The organism is Pseudomonas sp. NFACC13-1 (genome assembly GCF_900104425.1).
GTDB classification, from domain to species: domain Bacteria; phylum Pseudomonadota; class Gammaproteobacteria; order Pseudomonadales; family Pseudomonadaceae; genus Aquipseudomonas; species Aquipseudomonas fluorescens_AA.
Genome location: NZ_FMXV01000008.1, coordinates 43,987 through 62,119 on the forward strand (window position 1 = coordinate 43,987; position 18,133 = coordinate 62,119).

At 57.5% G+C, this 18,133-nt stretch carries 13 protein-coding genes and 1 pseudogene; 6 read left to right on the forward strand and 8 right to left on the reverse strand.

Annotated features, from left to right (window positions below; genetic code table 11):
- Nucleotides 1-154 precede the first annotated feature (154 nt).
- Together BLQ55_RS12725 and BLQ55_RS32695 are read left to right on the forward strand one after the other, a co-directional pair.
- The gene (locus BLQ55_RS12725) at nt 155-1,324 is read left to right on the forward strand and encodes an aromatic ring-hydroxylating oxygenase subunit alpha (protein ID WP_092254125.1); all 1,170 of its coding nucleotides are present in this window, start codon (nt 155-157) and stop codon (nt 1,322-1,324) included.
- 75 nt (nt 1,325-1,399) lie between these two features.
- Nucleotides 1,400-4,063 carry a winged helix-turn-helix domain-containing protein gene (locus BLQ55_RS32695; protein ID WP_092254127.1) on the forward strand — a complete coding sequence of 888 codons (2,664 nt, stop codon included), beginning with the start codon at nt 1,400-1,402 and terminating at the stop codon, nt 4,061-4,063.
- A 56-nt stretch (nt 4,064-4,119) separates the two neighbouring features.
- Here BLQ55_RS32695 and BLQ55_RS12735 read toward each other — a convergent pair whose 3' ends face one another.
- From BLQ55_RS12735 to BLQ55_RS12765, 7 genes are read right to left on the reverse strand one after another with little or no spacing between them, the layout of a single operon-like run.
- Nucleotides 4,120-5,277 carry an acyl-CoA dehydrogenase family protein gene (locus tag BLQ55_RS12735; RefSeq protein ID WP_256326569.1) on the reverse strand — a complete coding sequence of 386 codons (1,158 nt, stop codon included), beginning with the start codon at nt 5,275-5,277 and terminating at the stop codon, nt 4,120-4,122.
- A 35-nt stretch (nt 5,278-5,312) separates the two neighbouring features.
- Nucleotides 5,313-5,633, reverse strand: a complete 321-nt coding sequence (locus BLQ55_RS12740; protein WP_092254129.1) for a 2Fe-2S iron-sulfur cluster-binding protein — start codon at nt 5,631-5,633, stop codon at nt 5,313-5,315.
- A complete protein-coding gene (locus BLQ55_RS12745) occupies nt 5,624-6,871 on the reverse strand; it encodes an NAD(P)/FAD-dependent oxidoreductase (protein WP_092254131.1) in 1,248 nt (415 codons plus the stop codon). The genes BLQ55_RS12740 and BLQ55_RS12745 overlap by 10 nt, the downstream gene beginning before the upstream one ends.
- A gap of 28 nt (nt 6,872-6,899) precedes the next feature.
- Nucleotides 6,900-8,066 (reverse strand): thiolase C-terminal domain-containing protein, encoded by a 1,167-nt coding sequence (locus BLQ55_RS12750; protein WP_092254133.1) that lies wholly within the window; start codon nt 8,064-8,066, stop codon nt 6,900-6,902.
- A gap of 1 nt (nt 8,067) precedes the next feature.
- Entirely contained in the window at nt 8,068-8,496 is a 429-nt protein-coding gene (locus BLQ55_RS12755) for a Zn-ribbon domain-containing OB-fold protein (RefSeq protein WP_092254135.1), read from the reverse strand.
- A 37-nt stretch (nt 8,497-8,533) separates the two neighbouring features.
- On the reverse strand, nt 8,534-9,760 hold the full coding sequence (locus tag BLQ55_RS12760) for an acyl-CoA dehydrogenase family protein (RefSeq protein WP_092254136.1): 1,227 nt from the start codon (nt 9,758-9,760) through the stop codon (nt 8,534-8,536).
- A complete protein-coding gene (locus BLQ55_RS12765; protein ID WP_092254138.1) occupies nt 9,757-12,084 on the reverse strand; it encodes an enoyl-CoA hydratase-related protein in 2,328 nt (775 codons plus the stop codon). The genes BLQ55_RS12760 and BLQ55_RS12765 overlap by 4 nt, the downstream gene beginning before the upstream one ends.
- 281 nt (nt 12,085-12,365) lie before the next feature.
- On the opposite strand from BLQ55_RS12765, the gene BLQ55_RS12770 reads away from it, so the two are divergent.
- Both BLQ55_RS12770 and BLQ55_RS12775 read left to right on the forward strand, forming a co-directional pair.
- Nucleotides 12,366-13,778 (forward strand): aldehyde dehydrogenase family protein, encoded by a 1,413-nt coding sequence (locus BLQ55_RS12770; RefSeq protein WP_092254140.1) that lies wholly within the window; start codon nt 12,366-12,368, stop codon nt 13,776-13,778.
- Between the two features lie 60 nt (nt 13,779-13,838).
- Nucleotides 13,839-14,630: an SDR family NAD(P)-dependent oxidoreductase gene (locus BLQ55_RS12775; RefSeq protein ID WP_092254142.1), complete on the forward strand. Its 792-nt coding sequence runs from the start codon at nt 13,839-13,841 to the stop codon at nt 14,628-14,630.
- A gap of 134 nt (nt 14,631-14,764) precedes the next feature.
- Here BLQ55_RS12775 and BLQ55_RS32495 read toward each other — a convergent pair.
- A pseudogene (locus BLQ55_RS32495) lies at nt 14,765-14,994 on the reverse strand (collagenase-like protease); the annotation flags it as partial.
- A 789-nt stretch (nt 14,995-15,783) separates the two neighbouring features.
- Between BLQ55_RS32495 and BLQ55_RS12780 the strand changes: the two are divergent.
- A complete protein-coding gene (locus BLQ55_RS12780) occupies nt 15,784-16,248 on the forward strand; it encodes an APC family permease (RefSeq protein WP_218130112.1) in 465 nt (154 codons plus the stop codon).
- Between the two features lie 678 nt (nt 16,249-16,926).
- The gene (locus BLQ55_RS12785; protein ID WP_092254349.1) at nt 16,927-18,117 is read left to right on the forward strand and encodes a hypothetical protein; all 1,191 of its coding nucleotides are present in this window, start codon (nt 16,927-16,929) and stop codon (nt 18,115-18,117) included.
- Nucleotides 18,118-18,133 lie beyond the last annotated feature (16 nt).

Consider the following 18,133-nt stretch of genomic DNA (forward strand, 5'->3'; position numbering starts at 1 on the left):
CGCTTCCGACGATTCCGCCATCGCGAACCAAACCCAACGTTGTGATTTTCATCAGCCGCTCAGCGGTATCTTGCAAAGTCAGCGAACGAGCAATAACCTAACAGCGTTAGTTAACTTCTCAAGCGACCATAACAACAAGCAGAAGGACCACGCGATGAGCACCGAAACTCCAATTCGCTACCAGCGTTTGAGCGACCTGAGCGAAAGCCAGGTCGAGGCGATCCGCGCCATCCCGGCCCATGACGAAGCTGTCTACCACGCGATCCGCGCTACGCGCCCGGTGTCAATGTTTCTTGACGAAGACGTCTTCCAACAAGAGCAGACACGCCTGTTTCGCCGGCTCCCGGTTGCCATCACTCCATCAGCGACGCTCGCTGAGCCTGGCAGCATGCTGGCCCATGATGCCTACGGTATCGCGTTGATCGTGTCTCGCGATCAGCAGGGCGCCGCCCACGTTTTTCTCAACGCCTGCATGCATAAAGGTTCGACCTTGGTGACCAACTGCGAAGCCCATAAGGGTGCGCGAATCACCTGCCCCTACCATGCCTGGTCCTGGCGTCTGGACGGTAGCCTGGCCGGCGTTGCGCGGGGGGAAACGTTCGATTGCCTCGACAAGCAGAAACGCAATCTGGTTGAGCTGCCTTGCAAAGAAGCCGGCGGCATCGTTTGGGCGATTCTGGACCGCAACGCAGAACCGGACTTCAGCCTGTTGAGCGACGACATCCTCTCTGACTTGACTGCGCTTGAGCTGGATCGCCAGCACCTCTACGGTCATAAACAGTTCGACCTCGATTCCAACTGGAAACAAGTCATAGAACCGTTCCTCGAGGGCTATCACGTACAGCGTCTGCACGCCAAGTCAGTCGGCCCGCTGTTTGCTGACGTACCCACCGTCGTCACCCGGCTAGGCGACCATATCCGTCAGGTCTCGGGCAAGCTGGAGTTCGCTCCCGAAGGGCTCGAGAACGAGAAGAACATCCACAAGACCATTACTCATGCGTACCTGTTGTTCCCCAACACCGTGGTCATTACCAGCCCGTATTACATGAGCTTGATGATCGTCATCCCGCTGGCCGCCGGAAAAACCCGAGTGATGTACCACATGCTGACGCTGAACAAAGCCGACAACCCAAAATCCGAGGCGCTCTACAAAACCTCCTACGAAACCGTACTCGGCGTATTCGGCAACGAGGATTTCGTTGCCGCCGAGTATTGCTTCAAGGGTTTGAAAACCGGGGTGCTGGACGATATCGACGTGGTCTATTCAGGCCTGGAGCACTGCATTCTCATGCAGTACGAAACCCTTGAAAAATACATGAACTGACCCTCTGTCCCGCACCGCCGCTGGCACGGGCGGCAGCCGGGCGGGCGATCAGATACGTGCCGGCTAGGGGGGACAATGCATAATAATACCTCTGCCATCCGCTTGTTGACGGTGGATGCGCCTGCGACTAGAACACGCCAACGGATCTCGGATGAGGTCAAGGCGATTCCGCGCGTGCGTTTGCTTGAGCGTTTCAATCAGGCCCGATCCCACGCCCTGACCCTGGTTCACGCCCCCATGGGTTACGGCAAGACGACCTTGCTGCGGCAATTTTTCGTCGCCCGCTCGGCGCACCGCACGTGCCACTGGCTGACGCTGACCGAGCCCGACAACGACATCAACTACTTCGCCCGTCGTCTGGAACTGACGTTTGAAAAGACACCGGGGGATGACCCTACTCACAATGCGTTTGAGCGCCTGGAGGGCGTGCTGCTCAAAGCGCCCTTTTGCCTGTTCCTTGATGAGTTCGAAACCATAACCAATGAAGGTGTCTTGAGCTTTGTGCGCGAACTGCTAAAACGCGTTACCAGTGACAGTGAAATCTTCATTGGGTCGCGCAGCATTCCTGGCGTCGGCGTTCCTCGGCTGCGTGCCAAAGGCGCGATACTAGAGTTCACCGCGCACCAGTTGAGCTTCAGCCATGACGAAGTCCAGCGCTTGCTGATTGAGCGTAGCGGACAGAGCTTGAACGATCATCAACTGGCAATGTTGCATCGCAAGAGTGGTGGCTGGGCGGCGTTTATCGGCTTGTTCAGCGGCACACTGGATGGCCCGGTTTCGGATCAGGAACTGGCTCGACGTATCGGAGTCGGTGGTGCGTCCATGGGCAGTCTGATTTCCCGACAGGTACTCGATGGCTTATCGAGCGAAGTGCGTCAGTTTCTCGAAGACTCCAGTGTCCTGGGTGAGTTTGACGCGGCGGTGTGCGATCACGCCTTGGGCCGCCAAGACAGCCGAGAACACATCGAATACCTGGAACGCCATCAGCTATTCATCAGTCGGCGCGATCCCGAGCGCGATTTGTATCGCTATCACAGCCTTTTCGCCGATCTGCTGCAAAGCGGCATCAGCGCTGATCGTCGCCGCCACATTCAGCGCCGTGCAGCGCAATGGTATGTGTTGCACGGTCGGCCGATTCCAGCAGTCAACCACTTCCTGTTGGCCGACTGCCATGAAGCAGCCATACGCTTGATCGAACAGATTTCACCTGACCTGTTGGCCAAAGGACGCGCTCGTTTACTCCTTCGCTGGCTTGATCAGCTTTCCCCGCAGAGCATCAAAAGCCACCGTGCGCTGACGATCACGTTGAGTTGGGCACTCGGTTTGAGTCGTCGCCACACCGAGACCCAGAGTCATCTGGGTGCGCTGGCCCAAGAAGACGACCTGCCGGTAGAACAGTGCCGCGAAATTCAGGCCATCCGCGCGGTGAGCCTGGCCATGGTGGACCGCACTCACCAAAGTCTGGCGCTGCTCAAGCAGTCACCCGAAATTGTTGCCGACCCTCACCCGCTACGCCAACAGGTGATGTTGCATATCATCATCTACGGGCTGATCGCCGAGAACGATTTTACCGGTGCGCGTAATGCATTGGCACAATCCCTGGCCCTGCCCCTGGAACACAAAGGCAACTTCACCCAGGCCATGGCCAATGGCTTCAGCGCATCCATTGACTTGATCCAAGGGCGCTTGAGCACGGCCCTCGGCCAACTGACTTCAGAGTACGATCTGCCCTCCACTACCCAACCACTCTTTCGCTATCGCAGTCGCAGTCTGAACGACGTAACCCTGGCCATCGCGCTCTACGAACGCAACGAATTGACGCGTTGCCAGAGCCTGCTGACGGAGATCATGCCGTTGATTACCGACAACGGTACGCCTGATCAACTGATCTATGCCCACTTATTGATGGCGCGAATCCACGCCCTCAATCAGGAACCGGCGCTGGCGAACGAATACCTCGACGAACTCGATGCACTGAGCTGCGTGCATGATATTCCGCGCTTGAGCGCCAGCGCCTGGCTCGGGCGTGCCTGGATGGCCTGGAAACAAGGCGATATTGCTGGTGCCCACTATGCCTACCGCCGCGCCACCGTGCATTCTGGCCATAAGGATTCCGGGCTATTGGTGGTTTACCAGCATGAATCAGACTGGGCGCCGCTGCTGCAACTGCGCCTGGCCGTGCAAGGTCGGGTAGCGCCCGGCACCCTCGATCAGTTGCACAGCGCTATCGAAGAGGCAAAGCGCTGTGGGCGTATTCGTCGCAGCCTGGAGCTGCAGCTTTTGCTGGTTCGCGCCCATCTCACCCTCGATTCAAACGACGACCGCGCCATGGCTCTGATCGCCGCGCCCCTGCGTCATGCCATCGATCAAGGCTACAGTCGACTGTTTCTGGATGAAGGGGCGGACATCTGTCGCATGGCATTGCGCTGGTGCGAGACCAACCGCGCGTTGCTGCGAAACGACAGTGGTCATGACTCGCTCCTGGAGTCCTTCATGGCTCAATTGGGCCATGCCCTGGCCTGCGAAACACGACAATCCCAAGAGGATGTGATCTTGTCGCCCCGAGAGGTCGAAGTGTTGGCGCTCCTGGAAACGGGCCTGCGCAACACCGAGATTGCCAACAAGCTGTTCGTTTCGGAAACCACCGTGCGTACGCACTTGCGCAATATCAGCGCCAAGCTCGGCGCCCATAGCCGCACCGAGGCGGTATCACTGGCACGGCATATGAAACTGCTGTGAAAAGTGCTTGATATCGGCGGCGCCACTTGCAGTACCGCCGACACCTGCCAGCCCGATCAGCGTTTGCGATCATCCAAGCCCAATTTTCGCCCGACAATTTCCTTCATGATCTCACTGGTGCCGGCAAAGATCCGGGTGATGCGCGCATCCCGATACATGCGGCAGATGCGGTATTCCTCCATATAGCCGGCCCCCCCAAACAGCTGCAGGCATTCGTCTATGACCTTGCCTTCCAGCTCGGTGGTGAGCAATTTGATCTGCGCCGCCACTTCACTGCTCAGTTGCTTTTTGTTGTGCAGCAGCACGCATTGGTCAAGAAACGTCTGGACCGCATCGAGTTGCGAACGCATGTCAGCCATTTTGAACCGCGAGTTCTGGAAGCTGCCGACTGTCACACCAAAGGCACGGCGTTCCCGAATGTATTCCAGTGTCAGATCGAACGCAGTTTGCGCACTCGCCATTGACATCACCGAGCCGGTCAGGCGCTCCTCGGCCAGGCCCTGCATCATGTAGGTGAATCCCTGTGTCGGGTCGCCCAGCACATTGGCCTTGGGCACTTTCACATCCTGGAAAAACAGCTCCGCGGTGTCCTGGGCGTCCAGCCCCATCTTGTGCAGTTTCTGCCCACGACTGAAGCCCGGCATGTCGGCCTCCACCAGGAACAGACCAATGCCATAGCGGGCGTCCGGTACGGTACGGGCAGCTACCAGGATCAGGTCAGCAGTCAAACCATTGGAGATATAGGTCTTGGAGCCGTTCAGTAGCCAATGATCGCCCTTGTCCTCAGCGCGCATTTTCATCCCCGCCAGGTCAGAGCCGGCACCGGGCTCGGTCATGGCCACGGCAAGTACGGTTTCCCCGCTGATGCAGTCAGGCAAGAAACGAGCCTTTTGCTCTGCGCTGCCGAAATGACCGATGTAGGGCGCCACCAGGCGCGAGTGCAGCTGCATGTAGAAACCCACCTCGCCGTAGCGCACGTTCTCCTCATACAGGATCTGGTCGTAACGAAAATCCTCGATGCCCAGGCCGCCGTATTCTTCCGGTGCCCACATCAGCAAATAGCCCTGTTCGCCCAGTCCGCGCCAGGCTTGTTTGTCCACCTGCCCGGCCTTTCGCCAACCTTCGGCACGAGGACCTACTTCGCCCTGGATGTAGCGGCGTACGCTGTCTCGGAACTGCTCATGCTCAGTGTCAAAAATGACCCGTGGCATCATGCTCGCGATCTCCTGAATCATTGTTGTCATAGGGCTCAGTATTGCGAAGCCGGCATGTGCACGACCATGCCTTCCATGTCGCCAGTGACTATCACCTGGCAGCCCAGGCGGCTGGTAGCCTGCGGCTCGGAGACGCATTCGAGCATCTCTCTTTCTGTGCGACCGGGCGCCGACACTCGGCCATAGTCCGCTTCAGCCAGGTAACAATGGCAAGTTGCGCAACTGCACGAGCCGCCGCATTCACCTAGGATGCCGTCGATGCCATTGGCCAGTGCCACTTGCATCAGACTGCTGCCCGCTGCCGCTTGTACTTCATAGGACGAACCGTCGTGGGCGACGAAAGTAATCAGTGGCATGAACTGGCCTCTTGGGTAAAACAGTTCTGGATATCAATCGATTCGTCGGCCAACAGGCTCGGATCGGCACTGCGACCCTCGGCCAGGAAGCGCTTGGTAAAGGTGAATTCTTTGGGGCGATTGATCGCATCCACCGCCAGCAATCGCGCACCGCAAAAATAGAAGGCAGAGAAACTGCGTCCCTGAAGACTGTCACCCCGCAGCACGACACGGTCGTAGCCGTTGGAGAGCCCGGCGATCTGCAGCTTGAGGTCGTACTGATCAGACCAGAACCATGGCAGCACCTTGTAGGCAGTCGGCTTGCCGCAAATGTCTTGCGCGGCGACACGGGCCTGGTCTGTTGCGTTCTGCACCGACTCCAGGCGCAGTGAGGTGTTGTAGATTGGGTTGTGATGATAGGTGCAGTCGCCCACGGCGTAGACATTCTCGCAGGCGGTGCGGGCGTGCTCATCCACCGCGATACCATTCGGGCAATCCAGGCCCAACTGGCGCGCCAGCTCAACATTGGGCAACACGCCGATGCCGACCACGATCAGGTCTGCCAGCAGACGCTGTCCATCTGCCAATTGCACGGCGGTCTGCTCGCCCTCGGCGTTGAGGCACTCGATACTAGCGTCCAGTAAGAACTCGACACCCTCTTCACGGTGCACCCGCATGTAAAACGCCGAGACTTCGGCCGCAGTAACCCGCTGGAGTATCCGTGACTGGGCCTCGATTACGGTGACGTACATCCCCTGCTTGCGCAACGAAGCGGCTGTCTCCAGACCGATGTAGCCACCACCGATAATCACCGCATGACCGCCGGGACGAATGAATGTGCGTATTTTCAGTACGTCTTCGCGGTCTCGCAGGTAACACACCGCAGGGAGCTCTGCGCCAGGCAGGATCAGGCGTCTCACGTCCGCCCCCGTGGCCAGGATCAAGTGGCTGTAAAACAATTGCTCGCCATTGTCACATTGCACGCTGCGCCGTTGTGCATCGATCGCGGTGACCCGCGTGGCCGTTCGCACTTCAATGGCCTGCTTGGCATAGAATTCGGACGGCCGAATGAACAAGTCTTGATCGCAGGCGCCGACACACAGCGACGCCTTGGACAACGGTGGCCGGTGATAAGGCAAAGTCCGCTCGCTGGAGATTATCGTAATCGCTCCAGCAAAGCCTTCCTGGCGCAGACTCGCCGCGGCCTGGGCGCCGGCGTGGCTGCCGCCGACGATGATGCAGTGAGAAGGGTTCGACATAACAGTTTCCTCTTCGGCAAAGCCGACGTTAAAGATCGTCGCGGCTGAACAAAGCAGAACTGACGGTCGGAGCACCCGGCCCACCCGTCATCAGGCAGATCTTGGCGTCCGCCACCGGGTTGGCCGACTCGCCACGCAGCACGCGCACCGCTTCTACAGCCATGCCAATGCCATGGACGAAACCGTGAGCAAAGTTGCCGCCCGCGGTGTTCACGGGCAACCCGCCGCCGGGAGCGATCAAGTTGTCGAAACGGATAAATTCGGCGGCATTTTCATAGTTGCAAAAGCCATGGTCGATCAACGACGCCACGCCTTGGGCACTGAAGTTTTCATAAAGCTGAACCACGTCGACATCCGCCGGAGTGATTCCGGTCTGCTCCCACAGTCGCCTGGCGATCGGTTTAAATCCCGCCGAGGCGTAATCCTGATCGTTCTCGCACAAGTCACCCCAGCCTTTGGCAGTGCCGTTGGCAACCCCCAGCAAACGTACCGGCGGCTTGCGCAAGTCGCGTGCGCGCTCGGTGGAGACCAGTAGCAACGCACCAGCACCATCGTTTTCGCGGGAACAATCGAACAGGCGAAAGGGTTCGGCAATCCAGCGGCCTTCGCGGTAAGCCTGCAGATCCAGCGGCTGCCCGTAGGCCGTGGCATCCGGGTTGCGAGAGCCGTGGTAATAGGAGGCGCGGACCAGCTCCTCTGCCACCGAAGGCCGCACACCGTGGAACTCATACAGGCGTCGCGCACGCAACGCGCAGATCTGCGCTGGCGACAACAGGCCGGCACCGATCAAGTGGTCGTTGAGGTGGTGGCGCATCACCGCAGCAGACAGGCGCCCGCTGTTGTCCTGCACCAGTGCACGAAACACCACCACTGCGGTTGCCTGCCCAGTCGCAATGGCAGAGGCCGCCAGACCGAACGCGCCAGCGATACCGCCGCCACCGCCACCCCACATTTGTGCGTTGAGGCGCAGCTCTTGCGTACCCAGGTCCGACATCAGCCGCACCGGCTCATTGTTATCGTCACCGTAGGAGACAAAACCGTCGATCAACGCGGGGGCGAATCCCGCGTCCTCACAGGCATCGATAATCGCTCCGATCAATACGCCCTGTTCTGGCAGAGGCGCCTTGCCTCGCTTGTATTGACGCAGGCCAACGCCCGCGACCGAGACCGCATTGCGAAAGTTTGCACTGGACATGTCAGACGCCCTCTACCGTGGCTGTTCGAGGCGTTTCGAGCGGGATCCAGCGTATCGACAGCAACGCTTCGCCTTCGAATTCGGAGTGGTGCGTGCGGCCTGTCACTGGCATGCCAATGAACGGCTCCACACTGGAGCTATCCAGGGTGCCCAACAGCCGCTTGCCTTCCACGTCATCGAGTTCGACCACGACACTGATGTAGGGCATTGGCAGATCGCGTGGTCCGCCGAAATCGTACCAGGAGCGAGTCCAGCTGTAGATCCGGCCCTGCGGCTCAACTTCATGCCATTGCTGGTCCCAACTGCCGCACTCACCGCAGCGCCACACTGCCGGCCAGTGCCACTGGCTGCAGCCTGCGCATCGCTGCATTTTCAATTTGCCTTGGGCAAGCGCTACCCAGTACTCGCCATCGGCGCCTATACCTTTCACTGTGCGTCACTCCTTATTCTTGTTATCAGTCACTGGTTCAAAGTCCCAATACGGTCTTCGCCAGGATGTTTCGCTGAATCTCGTTGGAGCCGGCATAGATGGTCCCGGCGCGCTCATTGAAGTAGCGCAAGGGTGCAAGGGCCGCGGCGCGTCCGCCTGAAAAGGCGTCGCTGCGATGAGCTCGCAGCACCGGTCCGCCGGGATGTCCTGCCTGAGGTTGAAATGCCGTCGAATAATGTCCGGCGGCATCAAGACCCAGTTCTGTAACGGCTTGCTGCAGTTCGGTGCCGAGGATTTTCAGTACTGAAGCCGAAGCACCGGGCGACTCGCCACGGGTGAGGCGGGAAAGCGTTTCGAGTTCGTAAAGCTCAAGGGCATTGACCTGGCATTCGACGTCGGCCAGCCGCGACATGAACAGGGGATCGTCCGCCAGGCAGCCCCCCTGATCCGACGGTGCTTGTAGCGCCAGCTGGCGCAGTTCGCGCAGCCTGACATGCATCAATGGTGCGTAGGCCGCGCCACCGCGTTCGAACTCCAGCAGGTACTTGGCTACCGTCCAGCCCGCACCGATCTTGCCGACCGCATTGGTTTTAGGGACTCGTACATCGGTGAAAATGATCTCGTTCTGAATATGTTCGCCGGTGAGCGAAACAATCGGGCGTACGTCGATACCGGGGCTGCCCATTTCGATCAGCAGAAAGGTAATGCCCTTTTGTGGGCGATCCTCACGGGACGTACGCACCAGGCAGAAGACCCAGTTGGCGACATGCGCGTGGGTACTCCAGAGCTTGCTGCCATTGCAGACGAATGTGTCGCCCTCGTCCACGGCAGTCATATTCAACGCCGCCAGATCTGAGCCAGCCCCTGGTTCCGAATAACCCTGACACCAAAAATGTTCGCCGCTGAGCATACGTGGCAGAAAAAAGGTTTTTTGCTCGGCCGTGCCGAACGCAATCAGCGCCGGTGCGCACATCTGTATTCCCATGGGTGACACCGGCGGTGCCCCGGCATAAGCCTTTTCCTGAGCGAAGATGTAATGTTGGGCGACACTCCAGTCGCAGCCACCCGACTCTACCGGCCATGAAGGCGCCAGCCAGCCCTGTGCGAGCAGCTTGCGCTGCCAGCGCAAGCACAGCTCGTGATCGCCGTAGACGCTGGTCATGAAGCGACCAGCATTACGCAGTTCATCGGTCAACTCGCGCTCGAAGAATTGAATGACCTCTTGGCGAAAAGCATTATCTTGCGCGGTCCAGGCAATGTTCATTTTTTGTCTCCGGCGTGCTGAGTCGGCGCCCAGCGTGGCGCGCGTTTCTCGGCGAATGCCCGCGGACCTTCCAATACATCCGCGCTGCGGAACAGTGCACGAACAGCCGGTGAGCGCATCTGGGCGGCATAGGATTGTTCTGTCGCGCCATCCTCCAGACCATTGCGCACCAACGCTTTGGAAGCCCGAATGGACATCGGGCTGCATGCAACAATCTGGTCGGCCCATTGCAACGCAGCAGCCATCAGCTCGCTCGCGGGCACCACCTGGTTGACCAGGCCTAACGTCTGCGCCTCTTGTGCTTTCACACTTCGGCCAGTGAGGATCATGCCCATCGCCTGCTTGAGGCCGATCTGCTGCGGTAAGCGCAACAGCCCACCCGCCAGCGCGGCGAGACCGACCCTGGGCTCTGGCAAGGCAAACGACGCGTGTTCTGCAGCGATGATCAAGTCACATACCAGGGCGATCTCGAAACCGCCGCCCATGGCGCTGCCATTTACGGCTGCGATAACCGGTTTGTTCAGGTCAAAACGCGAGGTCAGACCGGCAAAACCGGATAGCGGTACTTCGATCTGCCCACCTTGCGCCATGACATTGGCGGTGTACTTCAAGTCGTTGCCCGCGCAGAACGCACGCTCTCCGGCGCCGGTGAGGATCGCGACCCACTGCTCAGGGTCGTTGGCGAAATCGTCGAATATCTGAGCGAACTCGGCATTGGCATCCCGGTGCAATGCGTTCATTTGCTCGGGGCGGTTAATGGTCACGACAGTCACGTGGCCGCGTCGCTCCACCTGGGCATAACGGTAGGTCGGACGAGCGGCATCCCCGAATCGCCAGGTCGGCTTGCCGAAAACATCGGTGCTGACAACGCCGTCGATGCCAACCGCGCTGGACTCCAGCGACACCAACAGGTTCAGCGTTTGCGGGTCGTCTGCACAGACTCGCGCCAATGTGCGCGCGCCCTCCGGCGTGCGCAGGACCAGTACGCCCTGATAGGGCTGACCGTCACGGCCATACAGCACGGTGTAGGTTTCGATCGTCGCGGGCCCGCTGTAGGTGTCCACAAAATCGGGCGCCGTGGCGGGCAAGGGTTCGCCGAGCACTGGCGGAGCCGATAGCTGCGATGGCTGACGGCCCAGAACCAGCGTCTGGTGCTTGGTAACAAACCCGCCCTGCCCATACAGCAGGCCACACCCTTGCACGCGGGCGCGCAATGCCCGGACCATGCTGCACGTGGCATGCCCCATGTATTCGTTCAAAGGGCCACCGAAGAAACTGAGCCCGCCTGCGACTGTAGGCTCGGGCGATGCATCAAGGTTCATGCCCAGATTGGCCAAGGCCATTTTCGGCACGATCGGGAAGCAACTGTAGAGCTCCATCAGGTCGAATGCCGATGCTTGCCCTCCGGCAATTGCCACGGCAGCCGCGAGAACACGCTCTTGTGCTGCACTGCGGCTGAAGTCGGCGCGATCAAGAAAATCATCGGGCTCGCTGGCGTTGGCACCGCCCCAGATATAGATCAATTGATCTTCGGGCACGCCCAGTTCCAACGCTTTAGCCAGGCTGGTCACCAGGATTGCCGATGCCTGATTGACGTTCGGGTTGGCCATCATCCACTTCGAGTAAGGCCAGCAAATTAGGCGGTTTTCTTCGCCATGTTCGGCGATGGCCGCCGCCGAAGGAGCATCGCGCAACCACGCGTTAGGGTTACCTGTCGCGACCTGCGCATAACGGGCCCACAAGTGCGCTGATTGTTCACGCCCTTGTGCGGGAGTGACGCCCTGGCGTGCCTGCCAGGCCATTTCGTACAGCGGATACATCTGTGCAGGATCACGAATTCCCAAAGCCTTCGCCAGCGGACGAATCGTAATCGAGTCATTGGCGAACCGGCAGGCCCGGTCTTTATCCGCAATCGCCGTCCAATCAAGGCGCAGCTTCTGTTTACGTGCCTTATTCAGCGAACTCATCGCCTCGCCCCCGACGATCAGCGAGGTCAGCCCCTGCCCGCTTGCAATGCGCAAGGCGGCCTCGTGAAGCAGGCGCACCGGTGTTTCGCCACCCATGGACGCGTTGACCTGACGCGAGGGCGCAATGCCCAAACGCTCGCATAAAGTGGCGACGGGATTTTCGTAGCGCCAGCTGACAAAACCGACGACTTCCACGGATTCGACCTGTGCCAGCACGCGGGTACCGGCATCTTGTTCGGCCTTGACCGCAGCCTCTTGCATGAGCGCTAGCGGCTCAAGCGCCTGCTGTAGTTCAAGGGGACGATCGACGTATTCACCGACCCCGATAATTACCGCGGTGGTAGCTGGATTCAGCATCTGCAGCTCCTCGAAACAGCGGGGCGTGGCCCTTTTATTGTTCTGGCTTTCGCTGCGCCTTTTGGCAGGAAGGGCAGCGATGAAATTAATCTAACAGCATTAGTTAGGCTTTGAAAACCCCCTCCTTCTTTTAGCTATTAATAGCCTTAATTTAGGTTTTTTTTCGATTGACGAGACCTTTTCACCTAATTACATTAGGTAAATAGACCCCCCGTTACAGCCGCTTTCCGCCTTGTCGGGGCGAGCCCACACAACAACAAAAGCCAGAAAAGGAGTCTTCCATGTCCCTCGCCCCCCAAATGACCATCGGCGCCGAGCCGCTCACCACTGAACGCCTGCTGGAAGTCATCAACCCGGCAACTACTGAAGTCATCGGTCATGCCCCTGACGCCGGCCAGTTGGAGCTGGATCATGCCGTCGCCTGTGCGCGCAAAGCCTTTCCTATCTGGAAGGCAACCTCCCATGCACAGCGCCGCGAACGGCTCAACGCTTTCGCCAAACGTATGGTGGAACACGTCGACGAACTGGCCGCGCTGTTCACCCTGGAACATGGTCGTCCGCTGGCAATGGCCAAGGAGGAAATTCTCGGTGCGGCCTTCTGGATTCGCGGCATCGGCCAGCTGGAAATTCCGACAGAAATCGTCGAGGAAACTGAAACCCGCCGGGTGGAAGTCCATCACGAACCATTGGGCGTGGTCTGCGCGCTGGTGCCGTGGAATTTCCCCGTCCTGTTGGCGGCCTGGAAGATTTCCCATGCGCTGATCACCGGCAATACCATCGTCCTCAAACCCTCGCCGTTCACGCCACTCACCACGCTGCGGCTAGGCGAACTGACCCATGACATCTTTCCCGCTGGCGTGCTGAATATCATCAGCGGCGGTGACCACCTCGGCCCGCTGATGACCGCCCACAAAGGTTTTGCCAAGATCTCCTTCACCGGTTCTACCGCCACCGGGCGCAGAATCATGGAAACCGCCGCCAAAGACCTGAAGCGCATCACTCTGGAGCTGGGTGGGAACGACGCAGCGATAGTCCTGCCCGACGTGGATGTCGATGCAATCGCGATGAAGTTGTTCATGGGCGCATTCTTCAACAGCGGGCAGGTCTGCGTAGCCTGCAAACGCCTGTATATCCACGAAGACATCTATGACCGAGTACGCGACAAACTGCACGAACTGGCCCTAACCATGCCAATTGGTGACGGCATGCAGCCAGGCACACTGTTCGGTCCGATCCAGAACCTGCCGCAATACCGCCGAGTGCTGCAGATGCGGGATGAGGCAAGAGCTGCCGGTCTGGTGCTGCTGGAGGGCGCCGCCGTCCCCGAACAAGGCTACTTCATGCCACTGACGCTGGTGGACAATCCACCGGACGACGCGCGAGTCGTCACCGAGGAAGCGTTCGGTCCACTGCTGCCGCTGCTGCGCTTCAGCGATATCGACGATGTCATCGCTCGTGCCAACAACAGCGAATACGGCTTGGCCGGCGCCGTGTGGAGCAATGACGTAGACCAGGCCCTGGCAATCGCCAAGCGCCTGGAGACTGGCACCGTATGGATCAATCAGAACCTGGAGTCTTCCCCTGCGGTGCCATTGGGCGGGCACAAGCAATCGGGTATTGGTGTAGAAAACGGCGTTGCTGGCTTGATGGAGTTCACCCAGGCCAAATCGATTTTTGTTCCTAAATCAGCCTGACACGCCCTCTTATGCCGGTGGCAGTCGCCACCGGTTTCGCTGAATTTCGGAGTCATCCAAATGAATACTCTTTCATCGAAAGCCAGTGCATCCCTGCGCACTGACTTATCGGGGCAACTTGCGTTGGTCACGGGAGCTGGTAGTGGCCTGGGCTCGCGCTTTGCCAGCGTGCTCGCGGCTGCCGGGGCGCGGGTCATCATTTGCGGTCGACGACGCGAACGACTCGAAGAATTGGCAAAAGCCATTATCGATGCAGGTGGCGAAGCGATTGTCGAAGTCATGGACGTACGTAACGCAGCGGCCTTGCGCCAACGCATTGCCGAGCTGACCCAGACCCACGGCATCATCGATATCCTGGTGAACAACGCCGGTGTAGGCACCAGCAGTAGCGCGCTGGAAACTGATATAGAAGCCATGGATCAGCTTTACGCGACCAATGTTCGTGCTCCGTTTATATTGGCCAGCGAAGTCGCACGGATCATGATCACTCGGGAGCGCCCAGGCAAGATTGTCAACATTGCTTCCGTTGGCGCGTTCCACTACAGCCCTGGGATGAATGCCGCTTTCTACTGCGCCTGCAAGGCCGCAGTGGTCCGCATGACCGAAGCCCTGGCGATGGAATGGGCAAGACACGGCATCAACGTCAACGCTATAGCACCAGGATTATTTGAAACCGAAATGACTCAGGCGCCACTGTCTCGGCACCGTGAGCGCATGATCGAGCGCCTACCGCGCAAACGTGTTGGACAGCCTCATCAGTTGGACAGCACATTACTTTACCTGGTGTCACCAGATTCAGCGTTTGTAACCGGGCTTTGTTTGCGCGTGGACGATGCGCAGTATCCCAGATAGTCTGCTGCCGTACCGCCCGGGTATCTGTATAACCGGGACCGTACTCAAGAGCAGCGACTCGTTCCGTATAACGGTCGCCTTGCAGTCTGGAAATGCGCATAGTTCGAAGCGCCATTTGCGCAGCGATCTCAACTTGAATCGAGGTAGTTGATGCCTATCTTACGCCCACTGGCAAAGTAGTCGGTGCTGCCAAGGTTGAACTTCTTGACCGGGTCGGACAGAAGAAATGCGCGATGCGGCCAGTCGACGCCTGAGCTAAATTTGGGCGATCTTCAAGCACGTCTTTCAGATGCTGAAGGCAGTAAACCGCGATACTCTTCTCTTACTTTATATCCTTATAGCGCCCTTCGATCTTGAACGAGCGAAAGGGGAGATTTGTAAACGTCTGCCAAAATCATATTGCATATCGGCGCGTACCGAGCTAACCGAGCAGTCGCGCAGCTGAATCAGTTGTTCAATCGCTTCAAAACTTGACGTCCACTCAGAGCCAGTGGTTTTGTAGGGGTAAAAATACCTACCAATAAAAAGGGTCGCGAGATAAAATGTCGCAACCTCTTGAATTATATGGTCGGGACGGAGTTTTTCGAACACGCCCCCTAGCACCCTATCTTCTTTTCCATACTTCTTGAGAGTTTCCAAAATTTTACTCTGGATTTCTCTAAACTAGTATTTACTTCAGCTCCAGCGGTGTTCTGCTCTACGAGAGTCCAGTAACGCCCATCAAGAGCCGACGTTTTTGTGGGAGGAAAAGTAGGGGGGGGGGCCGTTTCATGGCCAAAATTACAATCAAAGAACTCGAGTCGCTGACCGCCAACGATGCCGGCCGAATCCTCCGGGAGGATGGCAATCTGGCCGGTCGAATCTCAGTCCGTAAGGACGGCGGGTCGAGCTTACGCTGCAATCGTCAAGGCATCCAAGACTCATAATTAGCCCCCCCTTGCGCTTGAGAAAATTTCCGCAACTTAAATCTACATTGCAGATTAGGCCATAAATTAGCCCAAACGGCCAACTTGCAGCCTCTCTATAGAATATTTTTTAATCTTGGTGACACAATGGCTATCAGCCTAACCAGACGTTTATTCCGAGCGCTATAAAACAAAAAGGTTAGAGCGAACTTTCATCAGCAGGCTTAATATAATACGGAATACTAACAATGACATTTCCGCCCACACAAAGTCAAACCGCAACCACTGAGCCATTGAAGCGCCAGTTTAAAATGCATGATGCGTTCACTCTAGCATTTGTTTACATTTCACCGATCGTCGCTCTATATGCTGTTTTCGGACTTATTGTTCAGGCAGCGGGCCCTGCGGGTTGGTGGGTATTCCCCATTGGCTTATGCCTACAATTATTAATCGCACTATCACTAGGTGTAATGGTTTCCCGCTGGCCTCTTCAAGGCGGTAGTTATCAATGGGCGCGCCGCCTACTTGGGGATAACTTAGGTTGGATTACTGGATGGTTTTACATCTGGACACTGATTTTGTTTTTGCATCTAATGGTTATGCCATCGCAAGTTTCCTTCCTGCAGCGTTGGGTATTGATCCGTTTACACCGCTTCATAGGTGTGTTCTGCCACATTACGAACAGAGCGACGCTGCTGTTCACGCACTCATAAGTATTGATGCCTTGAGCAACCAAGGCACGCGCCTCATCACGGCGCCCACGTGCTTTTGAGATTGATCTGCGGGTAAACTACCCTGGGACATCCGCTTCTGCTTACCTGCTCAGTAGCACCTGAAATACCAGATCCTTCCCCCACGGGCCGTGACATTGAGCGCAAGCCCATCCAGTGGTTCCCGCCGAAACGAAAAAAGGACCCGAAGGTCCTGATTTCAGTCGCTATAGAATTCACTGGAACTCTAGTAGCGCAATATTTGGAGCGGGAAACGAGACTCGTATCTGGCGACCGACCCATTGAAAAATAAGGGTTTTCTTTTCTTGCCGAAGCAGGAAAAGACTTAATTCTGGACTCGTTTTTGGGGAGTATCAAGGGCCAAGAAGGGGTGACTCCGGGCTGTGCCATTTCCTTCTATCCATAGCCAACCGGACCGGAAGCGTCCGGTCTGGACAGTTAGGCGATGGTTTACGAGATGACGATGACGCGTCGGTCCGTGAAGGACGGCAGGCTCATCTCTTCACGAGCGAGCACCCGCCGACCGAGTCGATGATGCCCTTTCAGCACCAGCGTAACACGCCCGCCATGTGGACTGCTTGTGCCCAAAATTCTCTGAAATTTAACATCCGCTCCGACCGAGTTGACCTAAACTCGCGATAGATTGGGATGGCAGACTGCATGTACACATTAGTGACCTTCACCATTGCGGAACTGTTCGAAAAGGTATGGGAAACGCCGATGGTCAAATTGGCTCAGGACATCGGTGTGTCTGACGTTGCTGTCGCCAAGGCTTGCCGAAAAGCCGGCATCCCTCTCCCTGGCCGTGGCTACTGGGCGAAGCAGGAAAAGCAGCGACCACGCAAACCCAAGCTTCCTGCTATTGAGGGCGTGATCCAATTCCAAGTTCTCGACCGTGCCCCCCTACCCGCTGCGAATAATGCGGAGACAAACTCACCTACAGTCCAGCGGATGATTGAAGTCCCGTCTCAATTGACCGAGCCCCACGCTCTGGTGAGTCAGTGGTTAAAAAGCGCAAAGGCAGCAAAGCTCAAAGATGGCTACCTCGATTACGCAGGCAAGCGTGTCTTGAATGCAATGATCTCCTCGTCATTGATCGAACGCTGCGCAATCCTGTTCGATGCACTGATCAATGAAGGTGAAGCTGAAGGTTATGCATGGAAGATCAATGCTGAAGGAAAAACCATTGTCACTGTTAACGACGAGCCCATAGCCATGCGACTCGTGGAACGCTTAGACAAACATCCGATACCGCCCCCGCCTCCCCCCAAGCGCCGCCCCGGTGCTCCTTGGGAACCTGATTTTATGTCTCTGCGAAGGCCACAGTTTGAGTGGGCCTCAACGGGTGAGCTGACCTTTCAGATTGAAGCGCGGATGGATTATGGGGAGCGGAAAAATTGGAAGGACACCAAGACCGCACCGCTCGAGAAAAAACTACCTAGCATTTTGTCCGGCCTCACGTCCGCCTCAATCTCCATCAAGGCGCTTCGAGAGAAAGAGGAGGCAAGAAATCGTGAATGGGCTGAAAATGAGAAACGTCGCCTTGAACATGTCCGAGAAGCAGAAACACAGCGTCGTCTCAGGCGGTCACTCGTTAAGCATACGGAGTGCTGGGAACGCGCCGAGCGCTTACGGGCGTTCATAAAGAGTGTTGAAGACAGCCTTAGATCTGCCTCTCTAGCAGACCCCGAAATGGCCCAGAGATGGATTGATTGGGCTCACAAGCAGGCTAACCTCTTAGATCCACTCCAGGAAAATCTCGCACAGATCACCAATTTGGACGTGCAGCTGGAAAGCTGGTTCAGTGGTTCACACTACGGCCAAGTGGAAAAAGGTTGGTGGTCCGAATAAGCGCTGAAAGGAGCAT

Bases quoted from the DNA above. Each gene is read 5' to 3' on its own strand.
- BLQ55_RS12745 (WP_092254131.1), bottom strand. From the start codon at position 6,871: ATGTCGAACCCTTCTCACTGCATCATCGTCGGCGGCAGCCACGCCGGC.
- BLQ55_RS12760 (WP_092254136.1), bottom strand. From the start codon at position 9,760: ATGAACATTGCCTGGACCGCGCAAGATAATGCTTTTCGCCAAGAGGTC.
- BLQ55_RS12725 (WP_092254125.1), top strand. From the start codon at position 155: ATGAGCACCGAAACTCCAATTCGCTACCAGCGTTTGAGCGACCTGAGC.
- BLQ55_RS32695 (WP_092254127.1), top strand. From the start codon at position 1,400: ATGCATAATAATACCTCTGCCATCCGCTTGTTGACGGTGGATGCGCCT.
- BLQ55_RS12750 (WP_092254133.1), bottom strand. From the start codon at position 8,066: ATGTCCAGTGCAAACTTTCGCAATGCGGTCTCGGTCGCGGGCGTTGGC.
- BLQ55_RS12775 (WP_092254142.1), top strand. From the start codon at position 13,839: ATGAATACTCTTTCATCGAAAGCCAGTGCATCCCTGCGCACTGACTTA.
- BLQ55_RS12740 (WP_092254129.1), bottom strand. From the start codon at position 5,633: ATGCCACTGATTACTTTCGTCGCCCACGACGGTTCGTCCTATGAAGTA.
- BLQ55_RS12735 (WP_256326569.1), bottom strand. From the start codon at position 5,277: ATGATGCCACGGGTCATTTTTGACACTGAGCATGAGCAGTTCCGAGAC.
- BLQ55_RS12765 (WP_092254138.1), bottom strand. From the start codon at position 12,084: ATGCTGAATCCAGCTACCACCGCGGTAATTATCGGGGTCGGTGAATAC.
- BLQ55_RS12770 (WP_092254140.1), top strand. From the start codon at position 12,366: ATGTCCCTCGCCCCCCAAATGACCATCGGCGCCGAGCCGCTCACCACT.
- BLQ55_RS12780 (WP_218130112.1), top strand. From the start codon at position 15,784: ATGACATTTCCGCCCACACAAAGTCAAACCGCAACCACTGAGCCATTG.
- BLQ55_RS12785 (WP_092254349.1), top strand. From the start codon at position 16,927: ATGTACACATTAGTGACCTTCACCATTGCGGAACTGTTCGAAAAGGTA.